General features: G+C 69.4%; 18 protein-coding genes and 1 pseudogene. 16 read left to right on the top strand and 3 right to left on the bottom strand.

Translation table 11 applies throughout. The features are described from left to right. Positions 1-293 precede the first annotated feature (293 nt). The 3 genes and pseudogenes from ACWFRU_RS33775 to ACWFRU_RS33785 all read left to right on the top strand — a co-directional run bounded on the left by ACWFRU_RS33775 (position 294) and on the right by ACWFRU_RS33785 (position 3,809). The gene (locus ACWFRU_RS33775) at positions 294-986 is read left to right on the top strand and encodes a demethylmenaquinone methyltransferase (protein ID WP_453691939.1); all 693 of its coding nucleotides are present in this window, start codon (positions 294-296) and stop codon (positions 984-986) included. 189 nt (positions 987-1,175) lie between these two features. Continuing rightward, positions 1,176-1,244: pseudogene (locus ACWFRU_RS33780) on the top strand (zinc-ribbon domain-containing protein); the annotation flags it as partial. Between the two features lie 252 nt (positions 1,245-1,496). Beyond that, entirely contained in the window at positions 1,497-3,809 is a 2,313-nt protein-coding gene (locus tag ACWFRU_RS33785) for a hypothetical protein (protein ID WP_453692024.1), read from the top strand. Here ACWFRU_RS33785 and ACWFRU_RS33790 read toward each other — a convergent pair. Together ACWFRU_RS33790 and ACWFRU_RS33795 are read right to left on the bottom strand one after the other, a co-directional pair. After that, positions 3,799-4,137, bottom strand: coding sequence for a PASTA domain-containing protein (locus ACWFRU_RS33790; RefSeq protein ID WP_453691940.1), 339 nt, complete (start codon positions 4,135-4,137; stop codon positions 3,799-3,801). The genes ACWFRU_RS33785 and ACWFRU_RS33790 overlap by 11 nt on opposite strands. A 38-nt stretch (positions 4,138-4,175) precedes the next feature. After that, on the bottom strand, positions 4,176-4,712 hold the full coding sequence (locus ACWFRU_RS33795; protein ID WP_453691941.1) for a GNAT family N-acetyltransferase: 537 nt from the start codon (positions 4,710-4,712) through the stop codon (positions 4,176-4,178). A gap of 97 nt (positions 4,713-4,809) precedes the next feature. Here ACWFRU_RS33795 and ACWFRU_RS33800 point away from each other — a divergent pair, with 97 nt between their 5' ends. Both ACWFRU_RS33800 and ACWFRU_RS33805 read left to right on the top strand, forming a co-directional pair. Next, positions 4,810-6,099, top strand: coding sequence for a geranylgeranyl reductase family protein (locus ACWFRU_RS33800; RefSeq protein WP_453691942.1), 1,290 nt, complete (start codon positions 4,810-4,812; stop codon positions 6,097-6,099). A gap of 82 nt (positions 6,100-6,181) precedes the next feature. Beyond that, entirely contained in the window at positions 6,182-6,508 is a 327-nt protein-coding gene (locus ACWFRU_RS33805; protein ID WP_453397508.1) for a putative quinol monooxygenase, read from the top strand. Positions 6,509-6,590: 82 nt separating this feature from the next. Here ACWFRU_RS33805 and ACWFRU_RS33810 read toward each other — a convergent pair whose 3' ends face one another. After that, the gene (locus tag ACWFRU_RS33810) at positions 6,591-7,409 is read right to left on the bottom strand and encodes a C40 family peptidase (protein WP_453691943.1); all 819 of its coding nucleotides are present in this window, start codon (positions 7,407-7,409) and stop codon (positions 6,591-6,593) included. Between the two features lie 908 nt (positions 7,410-8,317). On the opposite strand from ACWFRU_RS33810, the gene ACWFRU_RS33815 reads away from it, so the two are divergent. Genes ACWFRU_RS33815 through nuoK form a run of 11 tightly spaced genes read left to right on the top strand, consistent with a single transcriptional unit; the run spans position 8,318 to position 19,179 of the window. Next, positions 8,318-8,677, top strand: a complete 360-nt coding sequence (locus tag ACWFRU_RS33815) for an NADH-quinone oxidoreductase subunit A (RefSeq protein ID WP_003992243.1) — start codon at positions 8,318-8,320, stop codon at positions 8,675-8,677. 21 nt (positions 8,678-8,698) lie between these two features. Further along, positions 8,699-9,253 carry a NuoB/complex I 20 kDa subunit family protein gene (locus ACWFRU_RS33820; protein WP_160506582.1) on the top strand — a complete coding sequence of 185 codons (555 nt, stop codon included), beginning with the start codon at positions 8,699-8,701 and terminating at the stop codon, positions 9,251-9,253. A gap of 29 nt (positions 9,254-9,282) precedes the next feature. Further along, entirely contained in the window at positions 9,283-9,981 is a 699-nt protein-coding gene (locus tag ACWFRU_RS33825; RefSeq protein WP_453692019.1) for an NADH-quinone oxidoreductase subunit C, read from the top strand. Continuing rightward, positions 9,981-11,303 (top strand): NADH-quinone oxidoreductase subunit D, encoded by a 1,323-nt coding sequence (locus ACWFRU_RS33830; RefSeq protein WP_453691944.1) that lies wholly within the window; start codon positions 9,981-9,983, stop codon positions 11,301-11,303. Before ACWFRU_RS33825 ends, ACWFRU_RS33830 begins: the two co-directional genes overlap by 1 nt. 44 nt (positions 11,304-11,347) lie before the next feature. After that, entirely contained in the window at positions 11,348-12,154 is an 807-nt protein-coding gene (gene nuoE, locus ACWFRU_RS33835; protein ID WP_453692020.1) for an NADH-quinone oxidoreductase subunit NuoE, read from the top strand. Continuing rightward, positions 12,154-13,515, top strand: a complete 1,362-nt coding sequence (gene nuoF, locus ACWFRU_RS33840) for an NADH-quinone oxidoreductase subunit NuoF (RefSeq protein WP_453691945.1) — start codon at positions 12,154-12,156, stop codon at positions 13,513-13,515. Before nuoE ends, nuoF begins: the two co-directional genes overlap by 1 nt. Continuing rightward, positions 13,512-16,025 (top strand): NADH-quinone oxidoreductase subunit G, encoded by a 2,514-nt coding sequence (locus tag ACWFRU_RS33845; protein ID WP_453691946.1) that lies wholly within the window; start codon positions 13,512-13,514, stop codon positions 16,023-16,025. The genes nuoF and ACWFRU_RS33845 overlap by 4 nt, the downstream gene beginning before the upstream one ends. Then, positions 16,025-17,407, top strand: a complete 1,383-nt coding sequence (nuoH, locus tag ACWFRU_RS33850) for an NADH-quinone oxidoreductase subunit NuoH (RefSeq protein WP_453691947.1) — start codon at positions 16,025-16,027, stop codon at positions 17,405-17,407. The genes ACWFRU_RS33845 and nuoH overlap by 1 nt, the downstream gene beginning before the upstream one ends. Continuing rightward, a complete protein-coding gene (nuoI, locus tag ACWFRU_RS33855; protein WP_453691948.1) occupies positions 17,400-18,071 on the top strand; it encodes an NADH-quinone oxidoreductase subunit NuoI in 672 nt (223 codons plus the stop codon). Before nuoH ends, nuoI begins: the two co-directional genes overlap by 8 nt. Next, complete coding sequence (locus ACWFRU_RS33860) at positions 18,068-18,883, top strand: NADH-quinone oxidoreductase subunit J (RefSeq protein WP_453691949.1); 816 nt, start codon at positions 18,068-18,070, stop codon at positions 18,881-18,883. Before nuoI ends, ACWFRU_RS33860 begins: the two co-directional genes overlap by 4 nt. Further along, positions 18,880-19,179 carry an NADH-quinone oxidoreductase subunit NuoK gene (nuoK, locus tag ACWFRU_RS33865; RefSeq protein WP_016640174.1) on the top strand — a complete coding sequence of 100 codons (300 nt, stop codon included), beginning with the start codon at positions 18,880-18,882 and terminating at the stop codon, positions 19,177-19,179. The genes ACWFRU_RS33860 and nuoK overlap by 4 nt, the downstream gene beginning before the upstream one ends. Positions 19,180-19,185 lie beyond the last annotated feature (6 nt).

A 19,185-nucleotide genomic window follows, 5' to 3' on the forward strand; every position in this document is an offset into this window, starting at 1 on the left:
CGGGGCGGCCCGGCCCGCTTCGCGGTCTTCGACGTGGCGGACCGCGCGGAACTGGTGCGACGGGGCGCGGGGACGTGCGTGGCGACGGTGGTGGAGGGCCGCTTGGTGTACCGGGCGCGCTGAGCTGAGGGCAGCCCCGTCAGGGGCGCCCCAGGGGCGCGGGGCTGTGTCGATTTGCGGCTCCGCCGCGTGGGCGCGAGCAACCACATACGGGCCGCACCCGCGAAAACAGCCCGCCGCAGGCGAAGCGGGCCACCGCCAGGGCAGAGGACCGGCCTGACACAATGGGCCGGGTGACCCGAGCAACCCTGGAAAAGCAGCCGCACGAAGTCGCCTCCATGTTCGACGACGTGGCGGAACGCTACGACCTCACCAACGACGTGCTCTCCCTCGGCCAGGCCCGCCTGTGGCGCAAGGAGGTCGCGAAGGCGGTCGACGCGCGCCCCGCCCAGAAGGTGCTCGACCTCGCCGCGGGGACGGCGACGTCGTCCCAGCCGTTCGCCCAGGCGGGCGCGTACGTCGTGCCCTGCGACTTCTCCCTCGGCATGCTGCAGGTCGGCAAGGCACGTCACCCCTGGATGCCGTTCACGGCGGGGGACGCGACGAAGCTGCCGTTCAAGGACGACACGTTCGACGCCGTCACGATCTCCTTCGGCCTGCGCAACGTCAACGAGACGGTCCAGGCGCTGCGGGAGATGTACCGCGTGACGAAGCCGGGCGGCCGGGTCGTCATCTGCGAGTTCTCGCACGCGACGTGGGCACCGTTCCGCACGGTCTACGAGGAGTACCTGATGCGGGCGCTGCCGCCGGTCGCGCGCGCGGTCTCCTCCAACCCCGACGCGTACGTCTATCTCGCGGAGTCCATCCGCTCCTGGCCCGACCAGCCGACGCTGGCCGCGCGGTTGCAGGAGGCGGGCTGGTCGAAGGTGGCGTGGCGGAACCTGACGGGCGGCGTCGTGGCGCTGCACCGGGGTTTCAAGGCTTAGGGTCCCAGGCCCCAGCGCTCCAAACGGAGTTGACGGGAACCAGCCGCCGGGCAAGATGTGTCCGTTGTGATACGACTCCCTGCCGACGCGGCGGTGTCGACGCGAAGCCGCTCTTTCGCGTCCGCCGCCGCGGGACTGTTCGGCAGGGGTCGGTCTTTCTGGTCATCTCCCCAATGACGGAGCGTTCCCATGGCGTCGCATTGCCCTCACTGCGGGGCACCCACCCCTGATGAGGCCCGCTTCTGCATGAAGTGCGGGCGCGAGCGTCCGCGTGACACGACGGTGGACGCGGGGCCCGCGGACATGCCCGCGGCGGAGCTGGGGGAGCCGACCTCCGCGGACGCGGGCGATGGGCCCACAGATGAAGCAGCGGCGCCCGCCAGTGCGCCGGAGAGCCCGCCCCCAAGCACGCCCCCAAGCACCCCCGAAGGCCCAGGCTTCACCGCAACTTCCCTCCCCGCGCCCGCACTTCCCCCAAACCCTGCGCCCTCCCCGCCCCCACCCACGTACGTGCCCCCGGCGCCCGCCGGCCCCTCACCGCTCGGTGCCTTCTTCGGGCGGGCGTTCCGCGGGGACTGGGCCGGGGCCGCGCAAGCCGCGCTGTGGCCGGTCGGTCTTGTGCTGATCGCGGCCGTCGCGCTGGCCGTTCCCTCTTACGGGCAGGGTGACGGTGACGTCGTCGTCGGGTTCGTCGACCGGCTCCGGATCGCCCTCGCGACGCTGCTCCAGGCCGTGGGCGGCGGCTTCGAGATCTCCGGGAGCGAGCGGCAGCAGTCGTCCCTCTTCGGCGGTGAGAGCTCAACCGTCGACGTCGCCTTCGACGGCAGTGCCTCGCTGCACCTCATCCCGCTCACCGCCACAGCCCTGTGGATCGGGGCTCTCTTCATCGGCGTACGCCTCCTGCGCACCCGTGTCCTCCGGCGGGCCGGTGGCCTCGGCGGTGGCACGGCCGGGCTCGAGGCCGCCGTGCGCGTCACCCTGTTGGTGACCGCGGGCACGCTGGCGCTCAGCCTCTTCGCGCAGCCCGAGATCGAGGGCGTCGAACTCTCCTCGTCCCCGGTGCTCGCCGCGCTCGGCGCGCTTGTGCTCGCCCTGGCCGTCTCCTGCGGTGTGCTGCACCGCGACGACCTGGCCCAGTGGCTCGCCCAACGGCCGGGCTGGCAGGCGGCGTTCCGCGCCACCGGCACCGCGCTGCGCGCGCTCGCGGTCGTCCTCGTCGTCTGCTCGCTCGTCGCGTTCATCAGCCTCGCCCAGATCGACGACCTCGAAGGTCTCGCCGACCTCGACGAGGCCGACGTCTCCCCCCTGCTCATCGCCCTGCTCCTGCTGCCGAACCTCGGCATCACCGCCCTCGGCCTCGGCTGGGGCGCGCCGCTCGGCGCCTCGGTCGAGGGGAGCAGTTCGGCGTACGGCGGCGGCCGCGGGAGCGAGACCTTCGGGCTCTCCGAGCTGGGGGACGTCACCAACGACTGGGCTGTCGTCGGGGCGCTGGCGCTCGGCCTCGTGTGTGCGCTGGTCCTCGGCCTGCTCGCCGCGCGGCGTTCCGCGCACCGGGGTGAGCAACTCCTGGCCGCCGGGATCTTCTTCGGGCTGTTCCTGCTCCTGGCCGGGGTCGGCGGGTTCAGCGTCGACGCGACCGGCAGCGCCTCCTCGGAGTTCGGCGGAGGCGGCGGCGGGAGCGGCTCGGGCAACGGCAGCTTCGAGGCGGGCGTGAGCGTGCCGGACGCGCTGCTGTTCGGGCTGCTCTGGGTGTTCGGCGCCGCGCTCGTCGCGCCGTTCCTGCTGCAACTCGCGGGTCAGCGGCCGGGGGCCGGCGTGAAGCCGATGCCTTCGGTGCCGCCGATGCCGACCGGCCCCGCGGACGCGTCCGGAGCCCCCGCCACGCCCGGTTCCCTGGCCGACGCGCCCACCGAGGGCGCCATCGGTGCCGTGGGCCCGGCCTCGACGGAGCCTGGGACGCCGGGAGTTGCCCCGGCCCCCGGAGCCGTCCCCACGCCCCGGCCCGCGTACGACCCGGCCGCGAACCCCGCCTACGCCCCCACGGCCTACGACCCCCACGCCTACCAACTGCACCAGCAGCCGCCCGCCCCGCCCGAGCCCCGCCGCACCGCCCTCTGGGTCGCCACTCTCACCGCCGCCTTCGTCATCGGCAGCGGCATCGCGGCCGGCGTCCTGCTCTGGCAGGACAACAACGACGGCTCTGTCGACAAGGCGGGAGGCAAGGACGACAAGCCGGCCGTCAGCACCAGCCAGGACCCCACGCCGGCGCCCACGCCCTTCGCCTCGGACACCCCGACGGACGGCACGGAGGACCCCGAGGTGGAGCCGAGCGTGAGCCCGGACACCGTCGACGACGCCCCCGAACCGCCCGCGGGCTTCGACCTCGTGTCCGACGTGAGCGGCTTCGAGTTCGCCGTGCCCGAGGGCTGGTCCCGGCAGGGCGAGGAGCGTCCCGGCCAGATCGTGTACGCCGGGTCGACCGGCCCGGAGCAGTTCATCGTCGGCGTGGTCCCGAACGCCCCGTACACCTCGTACGAGAACTTCACGAACATCGAGAAGGACGCCAAGAAGGACCCGAAGAAGTCGGACTACCAGCGGCTGCGGCTCGAGCCGAACACCTTCCAGGGGCGCAGCGGCGCGATCTGGGAGTACACGTACACCGACAGGGCGGGCCGCGAGATCCATGCCCTGAACCAGAGTTACGTCGCGGACAACGGCACCGAGTACGCCATCCTGCTCTCCTGGCGCGCGGACTTCTGGCCCGCGGGCGAGGGCGAGAAGAACCACCGGACCGCCCTGGAGAACTGGCGGCTCAACGGCTGAGGTGCTCCGGCTCGTCGAGCTCCCGTCGGACCCCGCCGTCCGGAGGCCCCGGGCGGCGGGGTTCGCGCACGCCCGCGCCGCCCTCGCCCTCGCCGGGGCCGAACTCGAACCAGATGGTGACGACGGAGTCGCGCGGAATCCACGAGCCGGGCGGGGGGTACTGCCGGACCACGTGATCGAGGACGACCAGGTGCAGCTCGGGGCGGCCGGGCGCCGCGAGCTCCACGCCGTGCTTCGCGGCCGACTCGCGCGCGTCCACGGCCATCAGACCGACCAGCCGTGGCACGAGCACGTCGCCCGTCTCGTCAGTCCTGGGTGTCTTCGGCACGGATGTCACCCCCCGGCGGTACCGGCAGGGTAGACCCGCTACAGCGCGAGCCGGAAGGTGTGGGCCTGCCGCTCGGTCGGCGTCGTGAAGGTCTCGGCCAGCTGCATGCCGAGCCGCCGGGTCACGGCCACCGACCGTGCGTTGCGTGCGTCGACCATGGCCACCACGTCCCGTACGCCCGCCGCGCGCAACCGTTCCAGGGTGGCCTGCGCGGCGGCGCTCGCGTATCCCTTGCCCCAGGCGGTGCGGGCGAGCCGCCAGCCGATCTCGATCTCGCCCCTGGGTCCCCAGTCGTTGGGCCAGGGCTGTGCTCCGGCGAAGCCGATCGGCTCGCCGTCCGCGTCGAGCAACGTCCACAGGCAGAAGCCGAGTTCGGCGTCGTGTCTGCGCTGGCGTGCGGTCAGCTCCTCGTACACGGAGAGCTCGGCCGACGCGCCGGTGCCGAAGAACCTCATGACCTCCGGGTCGTCGAAGAGCCGGTGCCAGACGAACGCGTCCTCATGGGTCGGGACACGCAGCTGTACGGCGGGCGGGGTCTTGGTCGGCAGCGTCTGCTTTGTCGCCTGCTTTGTCACGGGTGGCCCTTCGGCTGGCTGATCGGTACCGCTGCATAGACTGCCCATAACCCGTGCCCGTCGGCACACAGATTTCGAGCCTTGGGGAGAACCCGCCGTGACCGAGCCCCAGCCCCTCACCGAACACACCGCTGATGTGATCGTCGTCGGGGCCGGGCCAGCCGGTTCCACGACCGCCTATTACCTGGCGAAGGCCGGACTCGACGTACTGCTCCTGGAGAAGACCGCGTTCCCCAGGGAGAAGGTCTGCGGCGACGGCCTGACGCCGCGCGCCACCAAGCAGCTCGTGTCCATGGGGATCGACATCTCCGAGGAGGCGGGCTGGCTGCGGAACAAGGGCCTGCGCATCATCGGGGGCGGCGTACGGCTCCAGCTCGATTGGCCGGAACTCGCCGCCTACCCCAACTACGGCCTGGTCCGTAAGCGCGACGACTTCGACGAGCAGCTCGCCAACCAGGCGCAGAAGGCGGGCGCACGCCTGTACCAGCGCTGCAACGTCGGCGCCCCGATCGTCGACGACCGCACGGGTCGCATCACCGGCGTGCACGCCAAGCTCGGCGAGGAGAAGACTCCGGTCACCTTCCACGCCCCGCTGGTGGTCGCCGCCGACGGCAACTCCACGCGGCTCTCCCTCGCGATGGGTCTGCACCGCCGCGAGGACCGTCCGATGGGTGTCGCGGTCCGTACGTACTTCACCTCGCCCCGCCACGACGACGACTACCTGGAGTCCTGGCTGGAGCTGTGGGACCGGCGCGGCGCCGAGGACCGGCTCCTGCCCGGCTACGGCTGGGTCTTCGGCATGGGCGACGGCACGTCGAACGTCGGGCTCGGCATCCTCGACTCGTCCTCCGCCTACAAGGAGCTGGACTGGCGCGAGGTGCTCAAGGCCTGGTGCGCCTCGATGCCGGAGGAGTGGGGCTACACCCCGGACAACATGACGATGCCGATCCGCGGCGCCGCCCTGCCGATGGCCTTCAACCGCCAGCCGCACTACACCAAGGGCCTGCTCCTGGTGGGCGACGCGGGCGGCATGGTGAACCCCTTCAACGGCGAGGGCATCGCGTACGCCATGGAGTCCGGGCAGATCGCGGCGGACGTCATCGTCCAGGCGCACGCCCGCCAGACCCCCGCCCAGCGCGAACTGGCGCTCCAGCGCTACCCGAAGGTCCTCAAGGACACCTACGGCGGCTACTACTCGCTGGGCCGCGCCTTCGTGAAGCTCATCGGCAACCCGAAGGTCATGAAGATCGCCACGCAGCGCGGTCTGACGCACCCGATGCTGATGCGCTTCACGCTGAAGATGCTGGCCAACCTCACCGACCCCACGGGCGGCGACGCGATGGACCGCATCATCAACGGCCTGAGCAAGGTGGCCCCGAAGGCGTGAGCGTCATGCGGGCGTGAGCGTCTGCGGGAATGGGGCGTTGTCCGATTTGCCCTTGCCCCCTGGGTGGTACGAGGCTGGTCGCATGATTTTCATCGCAGTCAAGTTCACCGTCCGCCCCGAGTACGCCGACAGCTGGCTGGAGCGGACCGCCGAGTTCACGCGGGCCACGCGCGCGGAGGAGGGCAACCTCTTCTACGACTGGTCCCGCAGCGTGGACGACCCCAACCAGTTCGTCCTCCTGGAGGGCTTCGCCTCCCAGGAGGCGGGCGCGGCGCACGTCGGCTCCGACCACTTCAAGGCCGGCATGGAGACGATGTCGGAGTTGATCGCCTCGACGCCCGAGATCATCCACACCGAGATCCCGGGCAGCAGCTGGTCCGAGATGGGCGAGCTCTCGCCGAAGGGTTGATGTCTGCGCCTCGCTGAGCGCACAGAAGGGCCGGGAACCCCGCTGGGGGGTTCCCGGCCCTTCTACGTGGCTGTGAGGGACCTCAGAGGACGCGCACGGCACCGTCGGCGGGGTAACCCGACAGGTCCTGGATGACAACGCCCTTGCTGGGGTTGGCGGCGTCGAGGTACTGGCCGTTACCGATGTACACACCCACGTGGTACGCGGAGCCCGCGCCACCCCAGTAAAGGATGTCGCCCACCTGGACGTTGGAGAGCGAGACCGGCGTACCGGAGACCGACTGGTCCTGCGAGACGCGCGGAAGGTCCACGCCCGCCTGCTTGAACGCGGCCTGGACGAGGCTGGAACAGTCCCACGCGTTCGGTCCGGAGGCACCCATGACGTACGCGTCGCCGAGCTGGGCCTTCAGGAAGCTGATGACCGTGCCGACGCTGCCGCTGGCCGGGGCCGGCGTGTCGGCGGTGGCGGCGCTGGAGCCGCCGCCGGCGGCGCTGAGCGTCGTGCGCTCGGCGGAACGCGAGGCGCGCTCCTCCTCCGCCTTCTTCTTGGCGGCGGCCTCGGCCTTCGCCTTGGCCTCGGCCTTCTTCTCGGCCTTGGCCTGGTCTTCCTTGGCCTGCTTGGCGGCCTTCACGGCGGCCGCGTCCTGCTCGGCACGGAGCTGGTAGCTGTCGGCGGTCTGCTGGGTGGCCTCAGCGGACTGCGCGATCTGCGTGGAGAGATCCGCGGTGAGCGTGGGCATTTCGATGGTCTCGGTCACCGGCTCGGCGGCGTTCGCCGTGCCGGCGGCCGCGGCCACTGCCAGGGTGCTGAGGACGCCACCGGCAACTCCGGCGCGCAGGGCCTGCTTCGTGGCGCTACGACGGGGCTTCCGGTGGCTGGGTATGTGAGCGGTGTGGGACATGAGAACAACCGCTATCAGGGAGTCAGGGTTCCCTTCAAGAAACGTGGGCTGCGCCACAGTTGCTGTTCTCGGCCCCGAATCCCGGGCGTGTCACTTCTTATTGACGCCGTAACGGGCAATGCGGACAACGGCGATCACGCCTGTGATCATGGGTTTTCTGCGATACGCCCGAATTGCCCGTGGACTACCACCGGTTGAGCCGGTTGGCCAAGCCCGGTTTCTTTGCCGCCCATCGGCGTGTGGCGCAGGTCACAGGTGTAGCCCTAGGGGATCTCCCTGAGATCGCGCCGAGACCTTCCTGAGATCTCCCGAAGAATTCAGGGGTGTTGTCCGTGTGGGGGATCAGTGACGGATCGACGAGGGATCGACGGCCGGCCTGTGTCGGCGAGGTGCCGAGCAGCCCTCCGGAGGAACCGTTCCGATCGTCATAAAGGTGTCGCTTGGAGCCGCTTCGATCGTCGCGAAGGCACCGCTTCGGTGGCTCGTGAATCCGTGCACGCGTGCGCGGCTGTCCACCTTCATCCACACCGCTCCCGCCAAAGCGTGAATGAGCCGCCACTATCAAGCCAGGGCGTCCAGCGCCAATTTGCTTGCGGCGGCCATCCCTTGATAGGCGACCCCCTCCCGACCAGCGGTAACTCGCTGAGATGTCACCTCTGGTGATCACTCAGGCGCTTCGCGTATGAAGATCACCGCTCATCCGACTTCATGATCCTTCGTCAGGTGGTGGAGATCACAAAGCCGTTGTCGCACCCCGTGTCGCAGATCACAGACCGGCGGGCATAAGATGCGAGGCAGTTGGGCTTGTGACCTGCTTCACATGTAGGCGATCTTCGTGGGTCGTGGTGGGCGGGTCGCGGTCCGATGCAACCGCCAACAGTCAGTGCCGACTGAGAGGAGCGAGGAGCGTGAACGCCTATGCGCCCATCCTCGTGCTGGGAGCCCTCGGGGCAGGCTTTGCGATCTTCTCCGTGGTCATGGCCACGCTTATCGGTCCAAAGCGGTACAACCGCGCCAAGCTCGAGGCGTATGAGTGCGGTATCGAGCCGACGCCGACTCCGGCCGGCGGCGGGCGATTTCCCATCAAGTACTACCTGACGGCGATGCTCTTCATCGTCTTCGACATCGAGATCGTCTTCCTTTACCCCTGGGCCGTCACCTTCGACGCGCTGGGGATTTTCGGGCTCGTGGAGATGCTGCTCTTCGTGCTCACCGTCTTCGTCGCGTACGCGTACGTATGGCGGCGTGGCGGCCTGGAATGGGACTAAAGGTCTGAGGGGCCAAAGAGCATGGGACTCGAAGAGAAACTGCCGAGCGGTTTTCTGCTGACCACCGTCGAACAAGCCGCGGGCTGGGTGCGCAAGTCATCCGTCTTCCCCGCGACCTTCGGCCTCGCGTGCTGCGCCATCGAGATGATGACGACGGGAGCCGGGCGCTATGACCTGGCTCGCTTCGGCATGGAGGTTTTCCGCGGTTCACCGCGGCAGGCCGATCTGATGATCGTGGCCGGGCGTGTGAGCCAGAAGATGGCGCCGGTCCTGCGGCAGGTCTATGACCAGATGCCCAACCCCAAGTGGGTCATTTCCATGGGGGTTTGCGCTTCATCGGGCGGGATGTTCAACAATTACGCGATTGTGCAGGGCGTGGACCACATTGTCCCTGTTGACATCTATTTGCCCGGCTGTCCGCCGCGGCCCGAGATGCTGATGGACGCGATCCTCAAGCTCCACCAGAAGATCCAGGGCGGCAAGCTCGGGGTCAACGCCGAGGAAGCGGCCCGCGAGGCGGAGGAGGCGGCCCTCAAGGCCCTCCCCACCATCGAGATGAAGGGGCTGCTGCGGTGAGCGACGCGCACGACGAACACGACGAGCACCTGAACGGGAACGGCGTCCCCGCTCCCCGCGACGAGGCCGGCAAGGTCATCGGCGTCCGCCGGGGCATGTTCGGCGCCAACAACGGCGGCGACACGTCCGGTTACGGCGGCCTGGTGCGCACGATCACCCTGCCCGGTGCGTCCGCGCGCCCGTACGGCGGCTGGTTCGACGAGGTCGCCGACGAGCTGGAAGGAGCCCTGGAAGAGCAGGGGCTCCTCCCGGAGAACGCGATCGAGAAGACGGTCGTCGACCGCGACGAGCTCACCTTCCACATCGCGCGCGAGCATCTCGTCCGGGTCGCCCAGACCCTGCGCGACGACCCGGCCCTGCGCTTCGAGCTCTGCACGGGCGTCAGCGGCGTGCACTTCCTCGAGGACAAGGGCCGCGAGCTGCACGCCGTCTACCACCTGCGCTCGATCACCCACAACCGCCTGATCCGGCTCGAAGTCAGCGCCCCTGACGCCGATCCGCACGTCCCCTCGCTGGTCTCCGTCTACCCGACGAACGACTGGCACGAGCGCGAGGCGTACGACTTCTTCGGCCTGATCTTCGACGGCCACCCGGCCCTCACGCGGATCATGATGCCGGACGACTGGCAGGGCTTCCCGCAGCGCAAGGACTACCCCCTCGGCGGCATCCCCGTCGAGTACAAGGGCGCCCAGATCCCGGCTCCGGACCAGCGGAGGTCGTACAGCTGATGTCCACTTCACATGCTTTTGCTCGGGAGACGACCGAGGGGACCGTATATACGGTCACCGGCGGCGACTGGGACGAGGTCGTCCAGTCCGCCGCCCGGTCCGACGACGAGCGCATCATCGTCAACATGGGTCCGCAGCACCCCTCCACCCATGGTGTGCTCCGGCTCATCCTGGAGATCGAGGGCGAGACCGTCTCCGAGGCCCGCTGCGGCATCGGCTATCTGCACACGGGCATCGAGAAGAACCTCGAGTACCGCACGTGGACGCAGGGCACGACGTTCGTCACGCGCATGGACTATCTGACGCCGTTCTTCAACGAGGCGGCGTACTGCCTCGGCGTCGAGAAGCTGCTCGGCATCGAGGACCAGATCCCGGACCGCGCCTCGGTCATCCGCGTGCTCCTGATGGAGCTCAACCGGCTCTCCTCGCACCTGGTGTGCATCGCCACCGGCGGCATGGAGCTGGGCGCGACGACGATCATGATCTACGGCTTCCGGGATCGTGAACTCGTTCTCGACATCTTCGAGCTGATCACCGGCCTGCGCATGAACCACGCGTACATCCGGCCCGGCGGACTCGCCCAGGACCTGCCCCCGGGCGCGGTGGACCAGATCCGCGAGTTCGTGAAGAAGATGCAGAAGAACCTCGGCGAGTACGACAAGCTCGCCACCGGGAACCCCATCTTCAAGGCCCGTATGCAGGACGTCGGCTATCTCGACCTGGCCGGCTGCATGGCGCTCGGCGCCACGGGGCCCGTCCTGCGCTCGGCCGGTCTGCCGCACGACCTGCGCAAGGCGCAGCCCTACTGCGGCTACGAGAACTACGAGTTCGACGTGCCGACCGCCGACACCTGTGACTCCTACGGACGCTTCCTGATCCGTCTGGAGGAGATGCGCCAGTCGCTGCGCATCGTCGAGCAGTGCCTGGACCGCCTCGCGCCGGGTCCGGTCATGGTCGGCGACAAGAAGATCGCCTGGCCCGCGCAACTGGCGCTCGGCCCGGACGGCCTCGGCAACTCGCTCGATCACATCAAGAAGATCATGGGCACCTCCATGGAGGCCCTGATCCACCACTTCAAGCTGGTGACCGAGGGCTTCCGGGTCCCGGCCGGTCAGGCCTACACCGCTGTCGAGTCGCCCAAGGGCGAGCTCGGGGTGCATGTCGTCTCCGACGGCGGCACCCGCCCCTACCGGGTCCACTTCCGCGACCCGTCCTTCACCAACCTGCAGGCCATGGCGGCGATGTGTGAGGGCGGCCAGGTCGCCGACGTCATCGTCGCCGTCGCGTCCATCGACCCCGTGATGGGAGGCGTCGACCGGTGACCACCACTCCCTCTTCCGAGCAGGGCACGGGCGTCAGCCTGGGCATGCCCCAACTCCCCGCCCCCGACTACCCGGCCGACGTACGGGCCAGGCTCGACGCGGACGCCAAGGAGATCATCTCCCGCTACCCGGACTCGCGGTCCGCGCTGCTCCCGCTGCTGCACCTGGTGCAGTCGGAGGAGGGTCACGTCACGCGCACGGGCATGGCCTTCTGCGCGGAGGTGCTCGGCCTGACCACCGCCGAGGTCACCGCGGTCGCGACCTTCTACACGATGTACCGGCGCAAGCCCTCCGGTGACTACCAAGTCGGCGTCTGCACCAACACCTTGTGCGCCGTCATGGGCGGCGACGCGATCTTCGAGTCCCTCCAGGAGCACCTGGGCGTCGGCAACGAAGGGACCACGGAGGACGGCAAGGTCACGCTGGAGCACATCGAGTGCAACGCGGCCTGCGACTTCGCTCCCGTCGTGATGGTCAACTGGGAGTTCTTCGACAACCAGACTCCCGAGACCGCCAAGCGGCTCGTCGACGACCTGCGCGCGGGCGTGCAGGTCGAGCCGACCCGCGGCGCCCCCTTGTGCACGTACAAGGAGACGGCCCGGATTCTGGCGGGCTTCCCCGACGAGCGTCCCGGCGCCGTCGAGGCGAGCGGCGGCGCGGGCCCGGCCTCGCTGATCGGACTGCGCCTGGCCAAGGGCGAGATGCCGCAGCCGCGGGTGGTCCACCCGCGCGCGGGCGGCCCGCAGGACGAGGCGCCTGCCGAGCACCTCAGCTCGCACGACGCACCGCAGGAGACCTCGGCATCCGACCCGGCCCACCCGGCCGGACCGACCGCCGAGGAGGGGGAGTGATGACCTTGGCAGCCGAGATCGACAACGAGACGAGCCCCGAGAAGCTGCTCGCGCCGGTGCTCTCGGCGTTCTGGGACGAGGAGAAGTCCTGGACGCTGGAGACCTACCGACGGCACGAGGGGTACGAGGGCCTGCGCAAGGCCCTGGCCATGGCGCCGGACGACCTCATCGCGTACGTGAAGGACTCCGGTCTGCGCGGCCGTGGCGGCGCAGGATTCCCCACCGGGATGAAGTGGCAGTTCATTCCGCAGGGCGACGGAAAGCCGCACTATCTAGTTGTCAACGCCGACGAATCGGAGCCGGGGACCTGCAAGGACATCCCGCTCCTCTTCGCGAACCCGCATAGCCTCATCGAGGGCATTGTGATCGCCTGTTACGCGATCCGCTCGTCGCATGCCTTCATCTACCTGCGCGGTGAAGTCGTCCCCGTACTCCGGCGGTTGCACGAGGCCGTGCGTGAGGCGAAAGAGGCGGGATTCCTGGGCGAGAACATCCTGGGCAGCGGACTCGACCTCGAACTCACCGTGCACGCGGGTGCGGGCGCGTACATCTGTGGTGAGGAGACCGCGCTGCTCGACTCGCTCGAAGGCCGCCGTGGCCAGCCGCGACTGCGTCCCCCTTTCCCGGCCGTCGCGGGCCTCTACGCATGCCCCACTGTTGTCAACAACGTCGAGTCCATCGCGTCGGTTCCCGCGATCCTGAATCGCGGAAAAGACTGGTTCAAGTCGATGGGAAGCGAGAAGTCCCCCGGCTTCACGCTCTATTCGCTGAGCGGACACGTCACCAGCCCCGGCCAGTACGAGGCCCCGCTCGGCATCACCCTGCGCCAGCTGCTCGAGATGAGCGGCGGGATGCGGGCGGGCCACCGGCTCAAGTTCTGGACGCCGGGCGGCTCCTCGACGCCGATGTTCACCGACGAGCACCTCGACGTCCCGCTGGACTACGAGGGAGTGGGCGCCGCCGGCTCGATGCTCGGCACGAAGGCGCTGCAGTGCTTCGACGAGACGACGTGCGTGGTGCGCGCGGTCACCCGCTGGACCGAGTTCTACGCCCACGAGTCCTGCGGCAAGTGCACGCCGTGCCGCGAAGGGACGTACTGGCTGGTCCAGTTGCTCCGCGACATCGAGGCCGGCAAGGGCGTCATGTCCGACCTGGACAAGCTCAACGACATCGCCGACAACATCAACGGCAAGTCGTTCTGCGCGCTGGGTGACGGCGCCGCGTCGCCGATCTTCTCCTCGCTCAAGTACTTCCGCGAGGAGTACGAGCAGCACATCACCGGCAAGGGCTGCCCCTTCGACCCGGCCAAGTCGACTCTCTGGGCCGACCGGCCCGCCGCACCTTCGGAGGTGAACGCATGACAGTGACCACTAATAGCGCTCCCTCCGGGGGCGGCGAGGCGGCGGTTCCGCCGGAAGACCTCGTGTCGCTGACGATCGACGGCGCCGAGATCAGCGTCCCGAAGGGGACGCTGGTGATCCGGGCCGCCGAGCTCCTCGGCATCGAGATCCCGAGGTTCTGCGACCACCCGCTGCTCGACCCGGCGGGCGCCTGCCGCCAGTGCATCGTCGAGGTGGAGGGCCAGCGCAAGCCGATGGCCTCCTGCACCATCACCTGCACCGACGGCATGGTCGTGAAGTCGCAGCTCTCCTCGCCCGTCGCCGAGAAGGCCCAGCGCGGTGTGATGGAGCTGCTCCTCATCAACCACCCGCTGGACTGCCCGGTCTGCGACAAGGGCGGCGAGTGCCCGCTGCAGAACCAGGCGATGCAGGTCGGCGACCCGGACAGCCGCTTCGAGGGCAAGAAGCGGACGTACGAGAAGCCGGTGCCGATCTCCACGCAGGTGCTGCTCGACCGTGAGCGGTGCGTGCTGTGCGCGCGCTGCACCCGGTTCTCGAACCAGATCGCGGGCGACCCGATGATCGAGCTGATCGAGCGCGGCGCGCTCCAGCAGGTCGGCACGGGCGAGGGCGATCCCTTCGAGTCGTACTTCTCCGGGAACACCATCCAGATCTGTCCGGTCGGCGCGCTGACCTCGGCGGCGTATCGCTTCCGCTCGCGGCCCTTCGACCTGGTGTCGTCGCCTTCGGTGTGCGAGCACTGCGCCGGCGGCTGCGCGACGCGCACCGACCACCGGCGCGGCAAGGTCATGCGGCGCCTCGCGGCGGACGACCCCGAGGTCAACGAGGAGTGGATCTGCGACAAGGGGCGCTTCGGCTTCCGTTACGCGCAGAAGCCGGACCGGCTCACCACGCCGCTGGTGCGCAACGCGGAGACGGGTGAGCTGGAGGCGGCCAGTTGGCCCGAGGCCCTCGAAGCCGCGGCGAACGGACTCGCCGCCGCGCGCGGCCGGGCCGGTGTGCTGACCGGTGGGCGCCTCACCGTGGAGGACGCGTACGCGTACAGCAAGTACGCGCGCGTGGCGCTCGACACGAACGACATCGACTTCCGCGCGCGCGTGCACAGCAGCGAGGAAGCCGACTTCCTGGCCGCCCGTGTCGCGGGCCGTGGCCGGGACCTCGACGGCGCAGGCGTCACGTACGCGGAGGTGGAGAAGGCGCCCGCGGTCCTGCTCGTCGGCTTCGAGGCCGAGGAGGAGGCGCCCGGGATCTTCCTGCGCCTGCGCAAGGCCTGGCGCAAGCACGGCCAGCGGACGTTCTCCCTCGCCACGCACCAGACCCGGGGCCTGGAGAAGGCGGGCGGCACGCTGTTGCCCGCGGCTCCCGGCACCGAGACGGAGTGGCTCGACGCCCTCTCCGGAGAGGTCGGACTTGAGGGCGATGGTGCCAAGGCCGCCGAGGCGCTGCGCGCTCCGGGTGCGGTGATCGTGGTGGGCGAGCGCCTCGCGGCCGTGCCGGGCGGGCTCACCGCCGCCGTACGGGCCGCGTCCGCGACCGGTGCGCGGCTGGTGTGGATTCCGCGCAGGGCGGGGGAGCGCGGCGCCATCGAGGCCGGTGCGCTGCCCTCGCTGCTTCCCGGCGGGCGTCCGTCCACCGACCCGCGCGCGCGGGACGAGGTCGCGGCCGTGTGGCGCGTGGCCGAACTCCCGCACCGCTACGGCCGCGACACCGGCCAGATCATCGAGGCGGCGGCGACCGGCGAACTGGGCGCGCTCCTGGTGGGGGGCGTGGAGGTCGCCGACCTTCCCGACCCGGCACGCGCGCGTGAAGCACTCTCCGAGGTCGGGTTCCTGGTCTCCCTCGAACTGCGGCCCAGTGAGGTCACCCGGCACGCCGACGTCGTACTCCCCGTGGCCGCGGTCGCGGAGAAGCCCGGCACCTTCCTCAACTGGGAGGGCAGGGCTCGGATGTTCGAGGCCTCGCTCAAGCCCGACCAGATGACGCGCACGCTGGCCCCGACGGACGCGCGTGTGCTGCACATGCTGGCCGACGCCGGGGACGTACATCTGGGTCTTCCCGACCTGGCGACCGCCCGGCGCGAGCTGGACCGGCTCGGCGGCTGGGACGGCACGCACGCCGCGGAGCCCCTGGAGACGGGTGCTCAGCCGCCGAGGCCCGCCTCCGGAGAGGCCGTTCTCGCGGGGCACCGGCTGCTGCTCGACCAGGGCCGCCTCCAGGAGGGCGACGAAGCGCTCGCCGGCACACGGCACGCCGCGGTCGCCCGGCTCTCCCCGGCCACAGCGGCCGAGGCGGGCGTCAAGGACGGCGACGTCCTGGCCGTCTCCGGCCCCACCGGGGCGACCGAACTGCCGCTCCTGGTGACCGAGATGCCCGACCGCGTGGTGTGGCTGCCGCTGAACTCGACCGGGGGAGGCGTCACTTCCGACACGGGCGCGCGCCCCGGCGACCTCGTCCGCATCGGCCCGGCGCTCCTGCCGGAGCCCTCTGAGGCCCCGGAGGTGACGTCGTGATGCACCACATGGTGCCGCTTGCGGCGGAAGACCTGTCCATGTTCGGCCGTGACCCGTGGTGGCTCGTCGCGATCAAGGCGGTGTTCTGCTTCGCGTTCCTGATGGTGACGGTGCTCTTCTCCATCGTGTGGGAGCGCAAGGTCGTCGCCTGGATGCAGCTGCGCATCGGGCCCAACCGGCACGGCCCCTGGGGCATGCTGCAGTCCCTCGCGGACGGCATCAAGCTGATGCTCAAGGAAGACGTGATCGTCAAGCGCGCGGACAAGGTGGTCTACATCCTCGCGCCGATCGTCGCGGCCATCCCGGCCTTCATGGCGATCGCGGTGATCCCCTTCGGGCCCGCGGGCAACGAGATCTCGATCTTCGGCCAGCGCACGACGATGCAGCTCACCGACCTGCCGATCGCGATGCTCTACATCCTCGCGGTCGCCTCGGTCGGCATCTACGGCATCGTGCTGGCGGGCTGGAGCTCCGGGTCCACGTACCCGCTCCTCGGCGGCCTGCGCTCCTGCGCGCAGATGATCTCGTACGAGATCGCGATGGGTGCCGCGTTCGCCTCGGTGTTCCTCTACTCCGGGTCGATGTCGACCTCGGCGATCGTGGAGGCGCAGGCGGACCGCTGGTACGTGCTGCTCCTTCCGGTGTCGTTCCTGATCTACATCGTGACGATGATCGGTGAGACCAACCGCGCGCCGTTCGACATGCCGGAGTCCGAGGGCGACCTCGTCGGTGGCTTCAACACCGAGTACTCGTCGATCAAGTTCGCGCTGTTCATGCTCGCCGAGTACGTCAACATGGTCACCGTCTCGGCGGTCTCGGTCACGCTCTTCCTGGGCGGCTGGCGGGCCCCGTACCCGGTCAGCACCTTCTGGGAGGGCGCGAACCACGGCTGGTGGCCGATGCTCTGGTTCGTGATCAAGGTCCAGCTGCTGCTGTTCTTCTTCATCTGGCTGCGCGGCACGCTGCCACGCGTCCGCTACGACCAGCTGATGAAGCTCGGCTGGAAGGTCCTGATCCCGGTCTCGGTCGTCTGGCTGATGCTCGTGGCGACGGTCAGGGCGATGCGGAACGAGGAGTACGACTTCACCTCGATCGCGCTCTATGTGGGCGGCGGAGTCATCGCGCTCCTGTTGCTCTCCGTCGTCGTCGACATCTTCCGCGACAAGCGCGAGAAGGAAGCGGCGGCACGATCCGAGAGCGACGAGCCCGTCGCCTTCGACCCGATGGCCGGTGGATTCCCCGTCCCGCCGCTGCCCGGACAGAGCCTGCCGCCCGTACCGCGACGACGCCCGCGCCACGAGCGCGAGTTGATTGTCAGTGGTGGCCCGGATACTCAAAGTGACGGAACGCGAAGTGACGGAAAGGAGGCGTCCGATGGCTGAGTCGAAGAACGAGCCGAACCAGTCACAGCACGAGTCGAACCAATCGAAGCAGGGGTTCCAGAACCCTGTCGCGGGCTTCGGCGTGACCTTCAAGGCCATGTTCAAGAAGCGGCTGACCGAGCAGTATCCGGAGCAGGAGAAGGTCACCGCTCCCCGCTTCCACGGCAGGCACCAGCTCAACCGCCATCCGGACGGCCTGGAGAAGTGCGTCGGCTGTGAACTCTGCGCCTGGGCCTGCCCCGCGGACGCGATCTATGTGGAGGGCGCGGACAACACCGAGGAGGAGCGCTACTCCCCGGGCGAGCGGTACGGCCGCGTCTACCAGATCAACTACGCCCGCTGCATCCTGTGCGGTCTGTGCATCGAGGCGTGCCCCACGCGCGCGTTGACGATGACGAACGAGTTCGAGCTGGCCGACAGCAGCCGCGAGAACCTCATCTACACCAAGGAGCAGCTGCTCGCCGGCCTGGAGGAAGGCATGGTCGAGTCACCGCACTCGATCTTCCCCGGCACGGACGAGCAGGACTACTACCGCGGTCTGGTGACCGAGGCCGCGCCGGGCACGGTGCCTCAAGTGGCCCTCTCCAAGGGGGAGACGCCCCAGGAGGCCGCTTCCACCTTCGGCGACTCCGAACCCGCGTCGGGGGAGGTGATCAACCGATGACACAGCTCGCCGCCTACACCACGTCCACCGGTGAGGCCGTCCAGTTCTGGGTGCTCGGCACGGTCGCCGTGATCGGCGCACTGTGCACGATCCTCATGAAGAAGGCCGTGCACAGCGCGCTGTGCCTCGCCGGGACCATGATCATCCTCGCGGTCTTCTACCTCGCCAACGGGGCGTACTTCCTGGGCATCGTCCAGGTCGTCGTCTACACCGGCGCGATCATGATGCTCTTCCTCTTCGTGGTCATGCTCGTCGGTGTCACCGCCGCCGACTCCCTGAAGGAGACCATCAAGGGGCAGCGCTGGCTGGCCGGCCTCTGTGGCTTCGGCTTCGCCATCCTGCTCTTCGCCGGCATCGGCAACGCCTCGGTGAACGACTTCACCGGGCTCGGCAAGGCGAACGCGGGCGGCAACGTGGAGGGCCTCGCCGAGAGCATCTTCACGAAGTACGTCTTCGCCTTCGAGATCACCGGCGCCCTGCTCATCACCGCCACCGTCGGCGCGATGGTGCTCACGCACCGCGAGCGCACGGAGCGCGCCAAGACGCAGCGCGAGATGTCCGAGGAGCGCGTGCGCGGCAAGCACCTGCCGCCGCTGCCCGCCCCCGGTGTCTACGCCCGGCACAACGCCGTGGACGTCGCGGGTCTCCTTCCCGACGGCACGCCCTCCGAGCTCACGGTCAACAAGACGCTGCGTGAGCGCGGCCAGATCCGCGATGTGTCGGACGAGGCGCTGGACGATCTGCGGGCCCTCGAACAGCGCTCCACGGAGCGTCTGGAGCGGTCGACGAAGACCGAGGAGGCGTCGAAGTGAATCCGGTCAACTACCTGTATCTCGCGGCGCTGTTGTTCGCGATCGGCGCCACCGGCGTGCTGATCAGGCGGAACGCGATCGTGGTGTTCATGTGTATCGAGCTGATGCTCAACGCGTGCAACCTCGCCTTCGTGGCCTTCTCCCGGCTGCACGGCAATCTCGACGGCCAGATCATCGCCTTCTTCACGATGGTCGTCGCCGCGGCGGAAGTCGTGGTCGGCCTCGCGATCATCGTGTCGCTGTTCCGCTCCCGTCACTCGGCCTCGGTCGACGACGCCAGCCTGATGAAGCTGTAAGGGGTC

Source organism: Streptomyces sp. NPDC055099, assembly GCF_053607685.1.

Coding starts and splice junctions, on each gene's coding strand:
- ACWFRU_RS33805 (WP_453397508.1), top strand. CDS start 6,182: ATGATTTTCATCGCAGTCAAGTTCACCGTCCGCCCCGAGTACGCCGAC.
- ACWFRU_RS33810 (WP_453691943.1), bottom strand. CDS start 7,409: ATGTCCCACACCGCTCACATACCCAGCCACCGGAAGCCCCGTCGTAGC.
- ACWFRU_RS33820 (WP_160506582.1), top strand. CDS start 8,699: ATGGGACTCGAAGAGAAACTGCCGAGCGGTTTTCTGCTGACCACCGTC.
- ACWFRU_RS33830 (WP_453691944.1), top strand. CDS start 9,981: ATGTCCACTTCACATGCTTTTGCTCGGGAGACGACCGAGGGGACCGTA.
- nuoE (WP_453692020.1), top strand. CDS start 11,348: ATGCCCCAACTCCCCGCCCCCGACTACCCGGCCGACGTACGGGCCAGG.
- nuoF (WP_453691945.1), top strand. CDS start 12,154: ATGACCTTGGCAGCCGAGATCGACAACGAGACGAGCCCCGAGAAGCTG.
- ACWFRU_RS33845 (WP_453691946.1), top strand. CDS start 13,512: ATGACAGTGACCACTAATAGCGCTCCCTCCGGGGGCGGCGAGGCGGCG.
- nuoH (WP_453691947.1), top strand. CDS start 16,025: ATGCACCACATGGTGCCGCTTGCGGCGGAAGACCTGTCCATGTTCGGC.
- nuoI (WP_453691948.1), top strand. CDS start 17,400: ATGGCTGAGTCGAAGAACGAGCCGAACCAGTCACAGCACGAGTCGAAC.
- ACWFRU_RS33860 (WP_453691949.1), top strand. CDS start 18,068: ATGACACAGCTCGCCGCCTACACCACGTCCACCGGTGAGGCCGTCCAG.